Source organism: Burkholderia sp. BCC1977 (assembly GCF_905339595.1).
Taxonomy (GTDB): domain Bacteria; phylum Pseudomonadota; class Gammaproteobacteria; order Burkholderiales; family Burkholderiaceae; genus Burkholderia.
In genome coordinates, this window is record NZ_CAJPGQ010000001.1 from 397,187 (window position 1) to 410,766 (window position 13,580).

Genomic DNA, 13,580 nt, shown 5'->3' on the forward strand with positions numbered 1-13,580 from the left:
TCCCATGCAACGCACGGTTGCGGATGCGCGCGCCGACATGGCGCACGCGGCAAATCGGATCGAGACCGCGTTCAGAACGCGGCGTCGGCACTCGCCGGCACGCGCTCGCCGCGTGCGACGAAACCGCCGGCGCGCTCGCCGGTCGGCTGGCCGTTCTCATAGGTCAGCACGCCGTTCACCCACACCGCGTCGATCCCGTGCGCGGGCTGCTGCGGCTTCTCGAACGTCGCGGCATCGATCACGCGCGCCGGATCGAACAGCACGAGATCCGCGTGGTAGCCGACATGCACCTCGCCGCGCCGCGCGATCCCGTAGCGGCGCGCGGACAGCGACGTCATCTTGCGGATCGCCTCCTCGAGCGGCAGCAGGTTCGTGTCGCGGACGTAATGGCCGAGCACGCGCGGGAACGCGCCCCACAGCCGCGGGTGCGGCAGCGGATCGTTCGGCAGGCCGTCCGAGCCGACCATCGTCGCCGGGTGCGACAGGATCCGCCGCACGTCGTCCTCGGACATGTTGTGGTACACGGCGCCGGCCGGGCGGATCCGCTGCGCGGCCTCCTGCTCGGTCACGCCCCAGTCGGCCGCGATCGCCTTCAGCAGCTTGCCGGCGACTTCCGGGTGCGGCTCCGACCACGTGATCGTGATGTCGATGTCGCCCGTCACCTGCTTCAGGTCGAGCGTCGACGAGCTGCGGCTGTACGGATAGCAGTCGCAGCCGACCGGCTGGTAGCGGCGCGCGCCTTCGAGCGACGCGAGCACCTCGGTGCTGCGCCCCCAGTTCGACGGGCCCGCGCACTTCAGGTGCGAGATCACCACCGGCACCTGCGCATGACGGCCGACGCGGTAGGCCTCGTCCATCGCGTCGAGGATCGCGTCGAACTCGGTGCGCATGTGCGTCGTGTACAGCGCGCCCGCATTCGCGAGCGGCTCGGCGAGCGCCATCACTTCCTCGGCCGGCGCCGCGAACGCGGAGCCGTACGCGAGCCCCGACGACAGCCCGAGCGCGCCGTTCGCGAGCGCCTCCTCGAGCTGCGTGCGCATCCCGGCGATCTCGCCGTCGGTCGCCGCGCGGTCGAGGCGGTCCATCTGGTTGTTGCGCAGCGCCGTGTGCCCGACGAGCGCCGCGACGTTCACGGCCGGACGCGCATCGTTGACGGCCGCGACATAGGCGGCGAAGGTCGGGTAGCGGAATGCGTCGCGATCGCCGAGCAGGTTCATCGGGTCGGGCGGATCGCCCGCGAGCGTCACCGGCGACGCGCTGATCCCGCAGTTGCCGACGATCACGGTCGTCACGCCCTGCGAGATCTTCGGCAGCATCTCCGGCGCGCGGATCACGTGCGTGTCGTCGTGCGTGTGCACGTCGACGAAACCCGGCGCGAGCGCGCGGCCGTTCGCATCGACGACGGTCTCGGCGAGCCAGTTCGACAGGTTGCCGATCGCCGCGATCACGCCGTTGCGGATCGCGACGTCGCGCGTGACGGGCGGTGCGCCGGTGCCGTCGTACAACTGCGCGCCGACGATCAGCGTATCGGCGGCTTCGGGATGCGAATGCATGGTCAGTCTCCTACCGGTTGACGGTCTCCGCCGCCGCGGTGCGCATCGAGCGCATGCTTGATGCGGCGCAGCGATTCTCGGCCCGCATCGCCGAGCCGCAGCGCGACTCCGGTGACGAGCACGTCGATCGCCATCATCATCGCGTAGCGCGATGTCGAAGGCTTGTAAATGAAATCGGTTTCGAACGCGACGACCGGGATCAGTTGGTCGGCAAGCTTCGCGAGCGGCGAAGCCGGCGCGGTGATCGCGATCAGCTTCGCGCCATAGCGCTTCGCGAGGCGACAGCTTTCGAGCAGCTCGGGCACGCGCCCGCTCACCGACAGCGCGACGACCACGGCGTCGCGCGACAGCGTCGCCGACACCATCCGCTGCAGCAGGCTGTCCTGGTAGCTCGCGACCGGCCGGCCGAAGCGCACGAGCCGGAAGCGAAGCTCGTCGGCGAGCGCGGTCGAGCCGCCGCCCTGCCCGTACACGTAGATCATCTTCGCGCCGGCGAGCAGGTCGGCCGCCGCGTCGAACGACGTGTTGCGCAGCAGCTGGTGGTTGTGCGCGAGCGCCACGCGGATCTCGTCGTAGACGACCGATGCCGGGCTCGCGTCTTCCTCGGCATGCTCGTCGGACGGCACGAGAAAGCGCTGGCCGACGGCGGCCGCCTGCGCGACGAGCACCTTCAGTTCGCGCACGTCGCGACAGCCGACGGCCTTCGCGAAACGCGTGACCGTCGCGACGCTCACCTCCGCGTCGCGCGCGAGCGCGCCGATGCTCGCATGCGCGGCGCGCGCGAGATCGGCGAGGATGAATGCGGCGACCTTGCGTTCGGCTTCGCGCAGCTCGGGTGCGCATTCCGCGATCCGCGCGACGATGTCGAGGACCGGCTGGGCAACCGGAGCCGTTGGCTCGGCGGCGAACGGAGCGGACGGGGTGGCGGGCGTATTCATCTGCTGAAAAGGGTGTGGCGCTGGGTGTGGCGCCTTATGTTACTAAATAACATCACCGCGCCGATGCTACTTTCTGTACCATCTGCATGTCAACTTCAGTGCAATGCATAGTGATGATGGAGCGGAGTGAGATGAAAGTTACAAACTATCAGGAACCGACAATCAATCCGTTGGGCAAGGGTCTCGGCAACCTGCCGAGCGCGAGCGTGCCGCTCGACGACGCGGGCCGCCTCGAATGGAACCTGCTCGCTGAAGACGTCAGCCTGCCGGCTGCCGTGCTGTACGCGGATCGCATCGAACACAATCTGAACTGGATGCAGGCGTTCGTCCAGCAGTACGGCGCGAAGTTCGCGCCGCACGGCAAGACGACGATGGCGCCGCAACTGTTCCGCCGCCAGCTCGACGCCGGCGCATGGGGCATCACGCTCGCGACCGCGCACCAGACGCAGGCCGCGTATCACGGCGGCGTGCGGCGCGTGCTGCTCGCGAACCAGCTGGTCGGCCGCCAGAACATGACGATCATCGCGGAGCTGCTGTCCGATCCCGAGTTCGAATTCTTCTGCCTTGTCGATTCGGCCGACAGCGTCGACCAGCTCGGCCGCTTCTTCGGCGACGCGAAGAAAACGCTGAACGTGCTGATCGAACTCGGCGTGCCGGGCGGCCGCGCGGGCGTGCGCGATGCCGCGCAGCGCACCGCCGTGCTCGACGCGATCGCGCGCTATCCGGACACGCTGAAGCTGGCCGGCATCGAACTCTACGAAGGCGTGCTGAAGGAGGAAGGCGAGATTCGCACGTTCCTGCAGGATGCCGTCGCGCTCACGCGCGAGCTGGCCGAAGCCGGCCGTTTCGCGCGCACGCCGGCGATCCTGTCGGGCGCCGGCTCGGCATGGTACGACGTGGTCGCGGAGGAATTCGCGAAGGCGTCCGACGCCGGTTTCGCGGAAATCGTGCTGCGCCCGGGCTGCTACCTGACGCACGACGTCGGCATCTACAAGAAGGCGCAGACCGACGTGTTCGCGCGCAACCCGCTCGCCCGCAAGATGGGCGAAGGACTGCTGCCGGCGCTGCAGCTGTGGGCGTACGTGCAGTCGGTGCCGGAGCAGAATCGCGCGATCATCGCGCTCGGCAAGCGCGACGCGGCGTTCGACGCGGGCCTGCCCGAGCCGGCGCGCCACTTCCGCCCGGGCCGCGACAGCGCGCCGCGCGACGTCGCCGCGAGCGAAGGCTGGGCCGTCACCGGGATGATGGACCAGCATGCGTACCTGCAGATCCCGCCGGGCGCGGACGTGAAGGTCGGCGACATGGTCGCGTTCGACATCTCGCACCCGTGCCTGACGTTCGACAAGTGGCGCCAGCTGCTCGTCCTCGATCCGCAATTCCGCGTGACGGAAGTCGTCGAAACCTTCTTCTGACGCACCGCGCGCACCGCCCCGCCGCCCCGCCGCCGTGCAGGGCGGCCGTCACGCGCGCTTCAAGCGGCCGGAGTACACTGCGCTTTCGTCCTCGGGGCCGCTTCGCCGCCGTTGCACCGTCTGCCGCACACGGCGCGAACGGACCCTCAACGCTGTTCAATGGAGAAAGCCATGGCCGCGAAGAAGATCCTGTTCCTGACCGGCGATTTCGCCGAAGACTACGAAACGATGGTGCCGTTCCAGGCGCTGCAGGCCGTCGGCCATCACGTCGATGCAGTCTGCCCGGGCAAGCGCGCGGGCGACAAGGTCAAGACCGCGATCCACGATTTCGAAGGCGACCAGACCTATACCGAAAAACCCGGCCACAACTTCACGCTGAACGCGACGTTCGACGACGTCGACGCGTCGGGCTACGACGCACTCGCGATCGCGGGCGGCCGCGCGCCCGAATACCTGCGTCTCGATGCGAAGGTGATCGCGCTGGTGCGCGCGTTCGCCGAAGCCGGCAAGCCGATCGCCGCGATCTGCCATGCGGCGCAGCTGCTTGCGGCCGCCGACGTGATCCGCGGCAAGCGCATTTCGGCCTACCCGGCCTGCGCACCCGAAGTGAAGCTCGCGGGCGGCGAGTACGCGGACATCCCGGTCGATGCGGCCGTGACCGACGCGCCGTTCGTCACCGCGCCCGCCTGGCCCGCGCATCCGGCCTGGCTCGCGCAGTTCCTCACGCTGCTGGGCACGCGCATCGAGCTGTGAACGAAGTTGAATGAGATGAAGTGAAACACCGGCCGGCGGCGGGTTCCCGCGACCCGTGTGCCGAGCCGATCACGATCGGCCGACGGGGTGCGCCCCGTCGTGCCGCTTCCGCCCTGCCTTCAGTGCGATGGCGGCGTCGAGCCGACATCCGCGATCCGCGACTCCAGCATCGCCAGCGCGCCGGACAGCGCAGTCAGCACGTCGTCCGGCAGTTGCGCCATCGTCTGCTCGAGGAACGCCTTGCGGCGCGGCAGGCACGCGTCGAACGCGGCGCGGCCGTCGGCGGTCAGCGTGACGTTGGTCACGCGATTGTCGCGCGCGTCGGACGCGCGCTCGATCCAGCCGAGCGCGTCGAGCGACTTCAACTGGCGCGTGAGCGCGCCCGGATCGATGCGCAGCACCTCGACGAGCTTCTTCTGCGACGAATGCCCGCCCATCGTGTGCAGCGCGACCATGATGCGCCAGCGCGGCATCGGCTGCCCGACGTGCGTTTCGAACGCGGTCATGAACGCGCGATACGTGCGTCCGAATTGCTGCAAGATCGCGACGCGGTCCTGTTCTTCCATGCGCTGATTTCTACTCGTTCAATCGGTGAATCGTTCAATCGGCCGCGACATGCGGCTCGATCTTGTGCCGCAGCGCGATCGGCGGCACGCGGCGGCACTGCCACACCGACACCACGGCGACGACCGCCGCCATCGCGACCCCCAGGTGAATCGCGCCGACCAGCGCTTCGCGGGCCGCTTCCAGCAGCAGCGCGCCATTATGCCCGGCGCGGGTCAGCTCCGCGACGAGACCGCCTTGCGCGGCGCGGTCGATCAGGATCTGCGGATCGGCGAGCTGCGCGTGCCACTGCAGTGCGTGGTCGCCCGACAACGCATCGCGCACGCCGCCCGAATACATCTGGTTGACCAGCGTGCCCGTCAGCGCGGTGCCGATCATCCCGCCGACCATCCGCAGCGACTGCAGCAGCGCGGTCGCGATGCCGAGGTGCTCGCGGCCGGCCGTCTGCTGCGCGAACACGGTGAGGTTCGGCAGCACGAAGCCGAGGCCGATGCCGCCCGCGACCATCAGCGCCATCAGCACCCAGGTCGGCGTCGTGTGCGTCGCCACGACGATGCCCGTGCACGCGATCGCGAACAGCACGAAGCCGACGTGCAGCATCGCATTCGGGTTGCGGATGCGCGTGACGACGCGGCCGTTCATGATGCTGCCGATCGTGATGAACACGACGAGCGGCGTAATCACGAGCCCCGCCTCCTTCGGCGACATCCCGAAGCCGCCCTGGAACAGCAGCGGCGCATAGAACAGCAGCGAGAACATCGAGAAGCCGGCGAGGATCGCGAGCACGAACAGCGCCGACAGCGCGCGGTTGCCGAACATGTCGAACGGCAGAATCGGCTGCGCGCAGCGCTTCTCCCAATGCCACAAACCGACACCGGCGCCGAGCGCGACGACCAGCAGCAGCGACGCCCAGCTCATGACGCCGTACTTCGGCAGCCATTCGACGAACAGCTGCAGCGCGCCGAGCGACAGCGCGATCAGCAGCGCGCCCGGCCAGTCGAGCCGCATCTTGCGGTCGTGCTCGACGTGCCGCAGGTGCGGCAGGTAGCGCCACACGAAGAACAGCGACAGCAGGCCGACCGGCAGGTTCACGTAGAACACCGAGCGCCAGCCGAACGACTGGGTCAGGATCCCGCCCAGCGACGGCCCGACCGCGTTCGCGATGCCGAACGCGGAACTCATCAGCACCTGCCAGCGCAGCCGCACGACGGAATCGGGGAACAGGTCGGGAACGCTCGCGAACGCGGTGCCGACCAGCATCCCGCCGCCGATCCCCTGCAGGCCGCGCGCGAGCACCAGGTACAGCATGTCGTTGGCCATCCCGCACAGCACCGACGCGGCGGTGAACACGACGATCGACGCGATCACGAACGGCTTGCGGCCGTAATAATCGCCGAGGCGGCCGAAGATCGGCACGGTAATCACGGAACTGAGCAGGTACGAGGTCGCGACCCACGCATACAGGTCGAAGCCCTTGAGCTCGGCGACGATGGTCGGCAACGCGGTGCCGACGACCGTCTGGTCGAGCGCGACGAGCATGGTGACGAACGAGATCCCGAGCATCGCCAGCAGCGATTCGCGGAACGGCAGGACTTGCCCGCTCGAATGGTGGGCGGCAGTATGGACGGCCATTTTTTGTTGATGCAACTTTTGACGAGTCAAACAATCTCAAAATTCTAGCATGCCGGAGTAATCTAGGCTGGCGATGGTTCGGGGCCTGTTCCCCACCGCCAAGGAGAAAGATGGAACCGATTTCAATCACGCCTGCCGCGACGCTGTCGGCGGAAGACCAGGACGCCCTGCGGCGCGCGAAGCTGGTGCTGGAAAGCCCGTCGCTGACGATGAAGCTGACGGGCGTGCTGGGCGCGCCGGTCGAGAAGATGATCGCGCGGCTGCCGGACTTCGCGACCGGCAAGATCAACGACGCGACGCAACTCGCGCTGCGCAAGTGCCTGAACATCGCGCTGCGCACGCTCGGCAAGCCGCAGACGCCCGATGCCGAGCCGGACAAGCCGAGCAACCTGCTGCACAAGCTCGCGGTCGCGACGACCGGCGCGGCCGGCGGCGCGTTCGGCTTCCTCGCGCTGCCGGTCGAGCTGCCGGTGACGACCACGCTGATCTTCCGCTCGGTGTGCGACATCGCGCGCAGCGAGGGCGAGGACCTGGGCTCGGTGGATACGCAACTGCAATGCCTGGCCGTGCTCGGCATGGGCGGCAACCCGGACAAGCGGGAAGAAGACGCCGATCTCGGCTATTTCGTGCTGCGCGGCGCGCTCGCGCAGGCGATTTCGAAGGCATCGTCGGACATCACGACGAAAGGGATCGCCGCGCACAGCTCGGCGGCGGTGTTCAAGCTCGTGCAGACGGTGGCATCACGCTTCTCGGTGCAGGTCACCGAGCAGATGGCCGCGAAGTCGATCCCGGCGATCGGCGCGGTGCTCGGCGCGACCGTCAACACGCTGTTCATCGACCACTTCCAGCAGATGGCGCACGGCCACTTCACCGTGCGCCGGCTCGAGCGCAAGTACGGCTCGGTGGCCGTGAAGGCCGCGTATCAGGCGATCGACGGCTCGCCCGCGCGCTGAACCGCCCGCTCGACCGCGACGCGGCGCAGGAATGCGGCCGCACGGTCGAGCGCGTCGCGCGACTCCGGCACCATCGGCGTGTACAGCTGCCACACGTGCGGCATGTCGGGCCACACCTCGATCTCCACCGGCACGCCGGCGGCCTTCGCGCTGTCGGCCACGCGGCGTGAGTCGTCCAGCAGCACCTCGGTGCTCCCGACCTGGATAAAGAGCGGCGGCAGCCCGGTGAAATCCGCATAGAGCGGCGACGCGTACGGATGCGTCGCCGGCTCGTCTCCCAGATACAGCTTCGCCGCCTTCGGCAGCGCCGCGGCCGCGAGCATCGGGTCGGCGCCGTCGTTGCTGCGCATCGTGCCGCCGGTGCCGGCCAGGTCGGTCCACGGCGAGAACAGGATCGCGCCGGCCGGCAACGGTTCGCCGCGATCGCGCAGCGCGACGAGCGTCGCGAGCGCAAGGCCGCCGCCCGCCGAATCGCCGCCGAACACGATCGACTCGGGCGGCGTGCCGAGCGCGAGCAATTGCCGGTACGCGGCCAGCGCGTCGTCGAGCGCGGCCGGGAAGCGGTTTTCGGGTGCGAGCCGGTAGTCGAGCGAGAACGAGCGCACGCCCGCGCGCTTCGTGAGGCCGAACACGAGCGGCCGATGGGTTTTGGTCGAGCAGAAGTAGTAGCCGCCGCCGTGGAAGTACAGCAGCGTGCGGCCGGGACGGCGCGTGGAGACCGCGTCGGTGCGTTCGAGCCATTCGCCGCGCAGCGGCGCGTCGCCGGGACCGTAGCATTCGCGCAGCCGGTAGCCCGACGGCGCGCGACGCGGCACGTACATTCTCAGATCGGTAAAGCGCCGCGCGCGGGCGGGATCGAGCACCGGACGCGTGGTCTCGGGACGAAACTGCCAGCGCAGCAGCCAGCACGCGATCTTGCTTTGCCAACTCATCGAACACACTCCGTCATCGCAGTGTGACGATGGTACGTGCGATCGTTGCCGCGCCGCTCGACGGGAGCCTCTATATCAAACGCCGGCGCCGGTTCGCCGGCATCCGTTCGCCGGCCTCAGTTTGCCGGCATCACCTGGCCGCGGATCTCGCCGGACGGATGCTCCTTCGTGTGCACGTTGAAGTACCACTTGCCGCCCATCAGGGCGGTCACCTGCGCGTCGGTGAGTTCCTTCGACCCCTTGATCGGGCTCGAGAGCTCGTCCTTCGGGATCGGCACCTGCACGCCGGCGTTCTGGCCGACCGGCGCGGGCCCGTGGAAGTGCGCGGCGGTCGCCGGACCCGTGAGGTGTTCGTAAGTCACCGTCCACTGCAGCAGGTGGCTGGCCGTGTCGTAGGTCGCATCGACGGCGCCGGCGCCCTTGGTCGCGGTGGGCGGCACTTCGCTCGACGGCTGCAGGTTGGCGGACAGGCGCACCGTTTCGGCAGCGGCGCTGCCGGCGGCCAGCACGCCCGCGAGCAACGCCACCTGGAGCAAACGCAGCTTCGGCATGAATCCTCCTTGTACGACGTGGTGCGCCACCCGGCCGGGGACGCTCCATGATGGTAGTCGATCGCCGCCGATCCGGCACCCCGCGCGTCGCGCGCCAGCCTGACGGAACCTGGAAGGGACCTTTGCAGCGGGAGCCCTGAATCCGCGCGCGGCCTTTCGCTACACTGCGTCTCACAGTTGCTTGTTTCCTTCGTCCGAAGGAGTCTGCGAGTATTCACGCGGCCATCCGGCCGCGTTTTTTTTGCCTGCGCCGCATCGCATGCGCGCATCGTCGTGCACGTCCACCAACACCAATTACCAAGCATGCCGAAGCAATTTTCGTCGCGCGTCGTCACATCGGCTCGCGCGCTGCCGGTCGCCGTGCGACGTGACGACGCATCTCGCGCATCGTCACGATGCGTAACAGGTTGTTGTGCAAACCCGCGTCGACACAGCGTGGCACGCACGGGACAATGGTCGCGTTTTGTCGTGACTGGAAAGTGAACCGTGCCGGCCCGTCTCCCGATGCCCTGCCCGCCCCGACCCGTCCGTGTCCGCCCGCTGCTGGCGAGCCTCTGCTCCGTCGCCGCGCTCTACGGCGCACCTGCCGACGCGCAGGAATTCTCGCTGTTCGCCGGCGCGCTGCGGGGCGGCGGCGACCGCTCGTATGCCTGGGCGTTCGACTATCAGGAAGGCTTGAGCACGCACACCGCGCTCGGCTTCAGCTGGTACAACGAGGGGCATATTCCGAATCACCATCGCGATGGCCAGGCCGTGCAGTTCTGGGGTCGCGTGCCGCTCGAGAACCGCCGCTTCGTGCTGTCGGCCGGCGCGGGCCCGTATCGCTACTTCGATACGGTGCCGGCCGCCGAAGGCCGCGGCTATTCGAATACGCACGGCTGGGGCGTGCTGATGAGCGTGCGCGTCGCGTATTACACGTCGCACCGCTGGATCGCGCAGCTTCAGCTCAACCGCGCGCAGGTGTTCAGCGGCCCCGGCACGACGTCGGTGATGTTCGGCGTCGGCTACCAGCTCGATGCCCCCGACACACCGGGCCCGCGCGATACCGCGCTGCCGCGCGCGCGCAAGGTCACGCACAACGAAGTGACCGCGATGCTCGGCGAAACGATCCTCAACAGCCGCTCGTCGCCGTCGACGCTCGGCGGCAGCCTCGAATACCGGCGCGGCCTCACGCGTTCGGTCGACTGGACCGCGACCTGGCTATACGAAGGCGCGAAACAGGGGGTCCGCCGCAATGGCATCGCCTCCGAGCTGTGGCTCACGCGCGCGTTCCTGAACGACAAGGTCACGCTGGCGGCCGGCGCCGGCGCGTACTTCGCGGTCGACCAGCGCAATCGCGCAGGCCAGCCGGGCCCCGGCGACGGCCGGCTCTCCGGCATCGTGTCGATCTCGGCCAGCTACCGGATCTCCGATCGCTGGCTCACGCGCGTCACGTGGAACCGCGTGGTCACGCGCTACGACCGCGACACCGACGTGATCCAGGCCGGCCTCGGCTACCGGTTCTAGCCGGCGCGCGCGGCACGCATCACGCGCGATAGCCGGGATCGATGCGATCGACGATGCGCTGCAACGCATCGAACGCGTCCTGCCCCGCGCCGTGCTTCGGATCGAAATTCAGCGAATCGCGCACGCAGCCCTCGAGCACCGGCGGCGCGATCGGCAGTGCATCGCCGATCGCGTGGGTCGCGACCTGCACCTCGCACGCGCGATTGAGCAGCCACATCAGCGAGAAGGTCTGCGCGAGCGTCGAACCGATCGTCACGGGCCCGTGGTTGCGCAGCAGCAGCACGGGCCGCCCGCCGGCGCTCGCGACGATGCGCCGCCCTTCCTCGAGATGCACGGTGATGCCCTCGAAGTCGTGATACGCGATCTTCCCGTACAGCTGCGCCGAATAGAAGTTCGAGAACGACAGCCCGTCGCGCGAGCAGCACACGGCCATCGTGGGCGTCGTATGCACGTGCATCACGCAGTGCGCATCGGGCAGCGCCGCATGGATCGCGCTGTGGAAGGTGAAGCCCGCCGGATTGATCGGCCAGTCGGAATGGCCGATCACGTTGCCGTCGATGTCGATCTTCACGAGGTTCGACGCGCAGACCTCGCGGTAATGGAGCCCGAACGGGTTGATCAGGAAATGGCCGTCCTCGCCCGGCACGCGCAGCGAGATATGGTTGTAGATCAATTCGGTCCAGCCGAGATGGTCGAAGATCCGGTAGGCGGCCGCGAGCTGCACGCGCGCCTGCCATTCGGCTTCGGAGAAACGGGCGGGACGCGTGAACGGCTGGTTCGGTACACGTTGCATGGGGCACTCCGGTTGCGGACGTGCGCGGCCGCGCGGGCGGCTGCGCGCATCGTCCCTCGTCTCCTGGCGTCGCACGCGGCGCGTCTGGCGCAGATGGCGCGTCTGGCGCGTCTGGCGCAGATGGCGCAGATGGCGCGTGCGGCGCGTCGCTCGGCACCGCGGCGGCCCGCCTTGCGCGGGCCGTCCGGCGGCACCCTTCACGATACGCACATCGTTGCGCGCACAACCATATCACCTTTCCCCGCGCACCGGTATCGCGGGTTTGGCCCGAGCCGTTCCGGCCCTTACAACTGGTCGTCGACCGGCAGCAGCATGAAGAGGCCCGTCATCAGGTTGCGCATCAACCCGGCATGCGGATCGACGTGATGGGTGGTCGGCACGCCGTCGTCCGTGCCGGTCCACTCGAGTTCGGGCGTGCCGCCGCCCGCCGGCATGGCGAGGCTCACGCGATAGCTTTCGTCGGGCTGCGTCGCGCGCGCGAAGATCGTCGCGGCCTGCTGCGCGATCGCCGGGCTGTGGATCACGAGCGCGAGTTCGGTATTCAGGTGCGCGGAACGTGGGTCGAGGTTCATCGACCCGATCACGAGGATCTTGCGGTCGATCACGTACGCCTTCGCATGCAGGCTCGCGCGTGAACGCGAGCCGAACAGGCGCGTGCGCTGCCGGCCCGGCTGGGCCTTGAATTCGTACAGCTCGACGCCGTGCTGCAGCATCGGCACGCGGTACGGCGCGTAGCCGGCCTGCACGGCGACCGCGTCGGTCGCGGCGAGCGAATTGGTCAGGATCGCGACGCGCACGCCGCGGGCGGTCGTCTCGCCGAGGATCTTCACGCCCGCATCGTGCGGCACGAAGTACGGCGAAAAAGCGAGGAACTCCTGCCGCGCGTCGCGCGTCAGTTCGACGAGGCGCTGCATCGGCGGACTCACATAGGCGTCGGTCGGCCGCGCGACCTTGTCCGGCGCGTCGACCTTGAACTCGGCCGGCGCCCATGCGAGCCCGAGTTCGTCGCGCGCGATCTGCTGCGCGAGCGGCGTCGCGTTCAGCGGCTTCGCGTTGTACGGATCGGCGTTCTTGCGCCAGTGGTCGCGCAGCTCGTCGCGCATCGCGTCGAGATCCTTCGGTTCGAACGACTGATGATTCAGCATCCGCAGCGGATAGCTGCTCGCACTGGCCCAGTAGTCGTCGAAGCTCGTCGAGATGTCGTTCGTCACGGGGCCGGCCGCGAGCACGTCGAGATCGCGGAACTGCAGCGTCGGGCTCGCGCTGAAGTATTCGTCGCCGAGATTGCGGCCGCCGACGATCGCGATCTGGTTGTCCGCGATCATCGCCTTGTTGTGCATCCGCCGTGTGAAGCTGTCGATTCGCGTGAAGAAGTTGGCCGTGCGCTCGACCATCCCGTATTGCGACGCGCCGAACGGGTTGAACACGCGGATCTCGACGTTCGGGTGCGTATCCAGCGCGGCCATCACGCGGTCGATGTCGCGGAAGTTCAGGTCGTCGACCAGCATCCGCACGCGCACGCCGCGATCGGCCGCATACAGCGCCGCGCCGAGCAGCAGCTTGCCGGTCGTGTCCTCGGTCGCGATGTAGTACTGCATGTCGAGCGTCTTCGTCGCCGCGCGCGCGAGCGCGATGCGCATCTGCAGCGCGGTCGCGCCGTCGGGCAGCAGCCGGAAGCCCGACTGGCCCGGATGCGCGGCTTCCGGCGCGGCCAGCGCGTCGCGCAGCGGCGTCGCGGTATCGGTCGGCAACGCGTGCGAAACGGGGCGATCGAGCGTGGTGGCGGGGGGATGCGTCGCGCAGGCGGCGACCAGCGACAGCAGCGCGCACACGGCGAGCGCGCGGGCCGGTCGGCAGGCGGCGCGCCACGACAGCGCGGCCGGCACGCGCCGGATCAAAGACGTGAGCACGGGAGCTTCCTCGACAGGCGGATCAACGGGTCCGCAATCGCCGCGGCGCGCGGCTGACGGGCGGTTCCGGCCGATTCTAGTGG

The 13,580-nt window shown here is 68.7% G+C and carries 12 protein-coding genes; 4 read left to right on the forward strand and 8 right to left on the reverse strand.

The features are described 5' to 3' along the window. Window positions 1-71 precede the first annotated feature (71 nt). Both U5771_RS01815 and U5771_RS01820 read right to left on the reverse strand, forming a co-directional pair. Window positions 72-1,553, reverse strand: coding sequence for an N-acyl-D-amino-acid deacylase family protein (locus tag U5771_RS01815; RefSeq protein ID WP_044848603.1), 1,482 nt, complete (start codon window positions 1,551-1,553; stop codon window positions 72-74). 2 nt (window positions 1,554-1,555) lie between these two features. Continuing rightward, on the reverse strand, window positions 1,556-2,491 hold the full coding sequence (locus tag U5771_RS01820) for a MurR/RpiR family transcriptional regulator (RefSeq protein WP_322022360.1): 936 nt from the start codon (window positions 2,489-2,491) through the stop codon (window positions 1,556-1,558). A gap of 131 nt (window positions 2,492-2,622) precedes the next feature. On the opposite strand from U5771_RS01820, the gene U5771_RS01825 reads away from it, so the two are divergent. Together U5771_RS01825 and U5771_RS01830 are read left to right on the forward strand one after the other, a co-directional pair. After that, a complete protein-coding gene (locus U5771_RS01825; RefSeq protein WP_322022361.1) occupies window positions 2,623-3,903 on the forward strand; it encodes an amino acid deaminase in 1,281 nt (426 codons plus the stop codon). Window positions 3,904-4,074: 171 nt separating this feature from the next. Next, entirely contained in the window at window positions 4,075-4,656 is a 582-nt protein-coding gene (locus U5771_RS01830; RefSeq protein WP_322022362.1) for a DJ-1/PfpI family protein, read from the forward strand. A gap of 119 nt (window positions 4,657-4,775) precedes the next feature. Here U5771_RS01830 and U5771_RS01835 read toward each other — a convergent pair whose 3' ends face one another. After that, complete coding sequence (locus U5771_RS01835; protein ID WP_322022363.1) at window positions 4,776-5,222, reverse strand: MarR family winged helix-turn-helix transcriptional regulator; 447 nt, start codon at window positions 5,220-5,222, stop codon at window positions 4,776-4,778. 34 nt (window positions 5,223-5,256) lie between these two features. Beyond that, window positions 5,257-6,852 (reverse strand): MDR family MFS transporter, encoded by a 1,596-nt coding sequence (locus tag U5771_RS01840; protein WP_322022364.1) that lies wholly within the window; start codon window positions 6,850-6,852, stop codon window positions 5,257-5,259. Window positions 6,853-6,962: 110 nt separating this feature from the next. On the opposite strand from U5771_RS01840, the gene U5771_RS01845 reads away from it, so the two are divergent. Continuing rightward, window positions 6,963-7,805, forward strand: coding sequence for an EcsC family protein (locus U5771_RS01845; protein ID WP_322022365.1), 843 nt, complete (start codon window positions 6,963-6,965; stop codon window positions 7,803-7,805). Here U5771_RS01845 and U5771_RS01850 read toward each other — a convergent pair. Together U5771_RS01850 and U5771_RS01855 are read right to left on the reverse strand one after the other, a co-directional pair. Then, on the reverse strand, window positions 7,775-8,737 hold the full coding sequence (locus tag U5771_RS01850; RefSeq protein WP_322022366.1) for an alpha/beta hydrolase: 963 nt from the start codon (window positions 8,735-8,737) through the stop codon (window positions 7,775-7,777). The genes U5771_RS01845 and U5771_RS01850 overlap by 31 nt on opposite strands. A gap of 116 nt (window positions 8,738-8,853) precedes the next feature. After that, the gene (locus U5771_RS01855; protein WP_322022367.1) at window positions 8,854-9,288 is read right to left on the reverse strand and encodes a CHRD domain-containing protein; all 435 of its coding nucleotides are present in this window, start codon (window positions 9,286-9,288) and stop codon (window positions 8,854-8,856) included. A 504-nt stretch (window positions 9,289-9,792) separates the two neighbouring features. On the opposite strand from U5771_RS01855, the gene U5771_RS01860 reads away from it, so the two are divergent. Beyond that, window positions 9,793-10,794, forward strand: coding sequence for a hypothetical protein (locus U5771_RS01860; RefSeq protein WP_322022404.1), 1,002 nt, complete (start codon window positions 9,793-9,795; stop codon window positions 10,792-10,794). A 19-nt stretch (window positions 10,795-10,813) separates the two neighbouring features. Here U5771_RS01860 and U5771_RS01865 read toward each other — a convergent pair whose 3' ends face one another. Then, window positions 10,814-11,587, reverse strand: a complete 774-nt coding sequence (locus tag U5771_RS01865) for a class II aldolase/adducin family protein (protein ID WP_322022368.1) — start codon at window positions 11,585-11,587, stop codon at window positions 10,814-10,816. Window positions 11,588-11,871: 284 nt separating this feature from the next. Continuing rightward, window positions 11,872-13,497: a phospholipase D family protein gene (locus tag U5771_RS01870; RefSeq protein ID WP_322022369.1), complete on the reverse strand. Its 1,626-nt coding sequence runs from the start codon at window positions 13,495-13,497 to the stop codon at window positions 11,872-11,874. Between the last annotated feature and the right edge of the window lie 83 nt (window positions 13,498-13,580).

Coding starts and splice junctions, on each gene's coding strand:
- U5771_RS01865 (WP_322022368.1), bottom strand. CDS start 11,587: ATGCAACGTGTACCGAACCAGCCGTTCACGCGTCCCGCCCGTTTCTCC.
- U5771_RS01850 (WP_322022366.1), bottom strand. CDS start 8,737: ATGAGTTGGCAAAGCAAGATCGCGTGCTGGCTGCTGCGCTGGCAGTTT.
- U5771_RS01820 (WP_322022360.1), bottom strand. CDS start 2,491: ATGAATACGCCCGCCACCCCGTCCGCTCCGTTCGCCGCCGAGCCAACG.
- U5771_RS01815 (WP_044848603.1), bottom strand. CDS start 1,553: ATGCATTCGCATCCCGAAGCCGCCGATACGCTGATCGTCGGCGCGCAG.
- U5771_RS01840 (WP_322022364.1), bottom strand. CDS start 6,852: ATGGCCGTCCATACTGCCGCCCACCATTCGAGCGGGCAAGTCCTGCCG.
- U5771_RS01855 (WP_322022367.1), bottom strand. CDS start 9,288: ATGCCGAAGCTGCGTTTGCTCCAGGTGGCGTTGCTCGCGGGCGTGCTG.
- U5771_RS01860 (WP_322022404.1), top strand. CDS start 9,793: ATGCCCTGCCCGCCCCGACCCGTCCGTGTCCGCCCGCTGCTGGCGAGC.
- U5771_RS01835 (WP_322022363.1), bottom strand. CDS start 5,222: ATGGAAGAACAGGACCGCGTCGCGATCTTGCAGCAATTCGGACGCACG.
- U5771_RS01845 (WP_322022365.1), top strand. CDS start 6,963: ATGGAACCGATTTCAATCACGCCTGCCGCGACGCTGTCGGCGGAAGAC.
- U5771_RS01830 (WP_322022362.1), top strand. CDS start 4,075: ATGGCCGCGAAGAAGATCCTGTTCCTGACCGGCGATTTCGCCGAAGAC.
- U5771_RS01825 (WP_322022361.1), top strand. CDS start 2,623: ATGAAAGTTACAAACTATCAGGAACCGACAATCAATCCGTTGGGCAAG.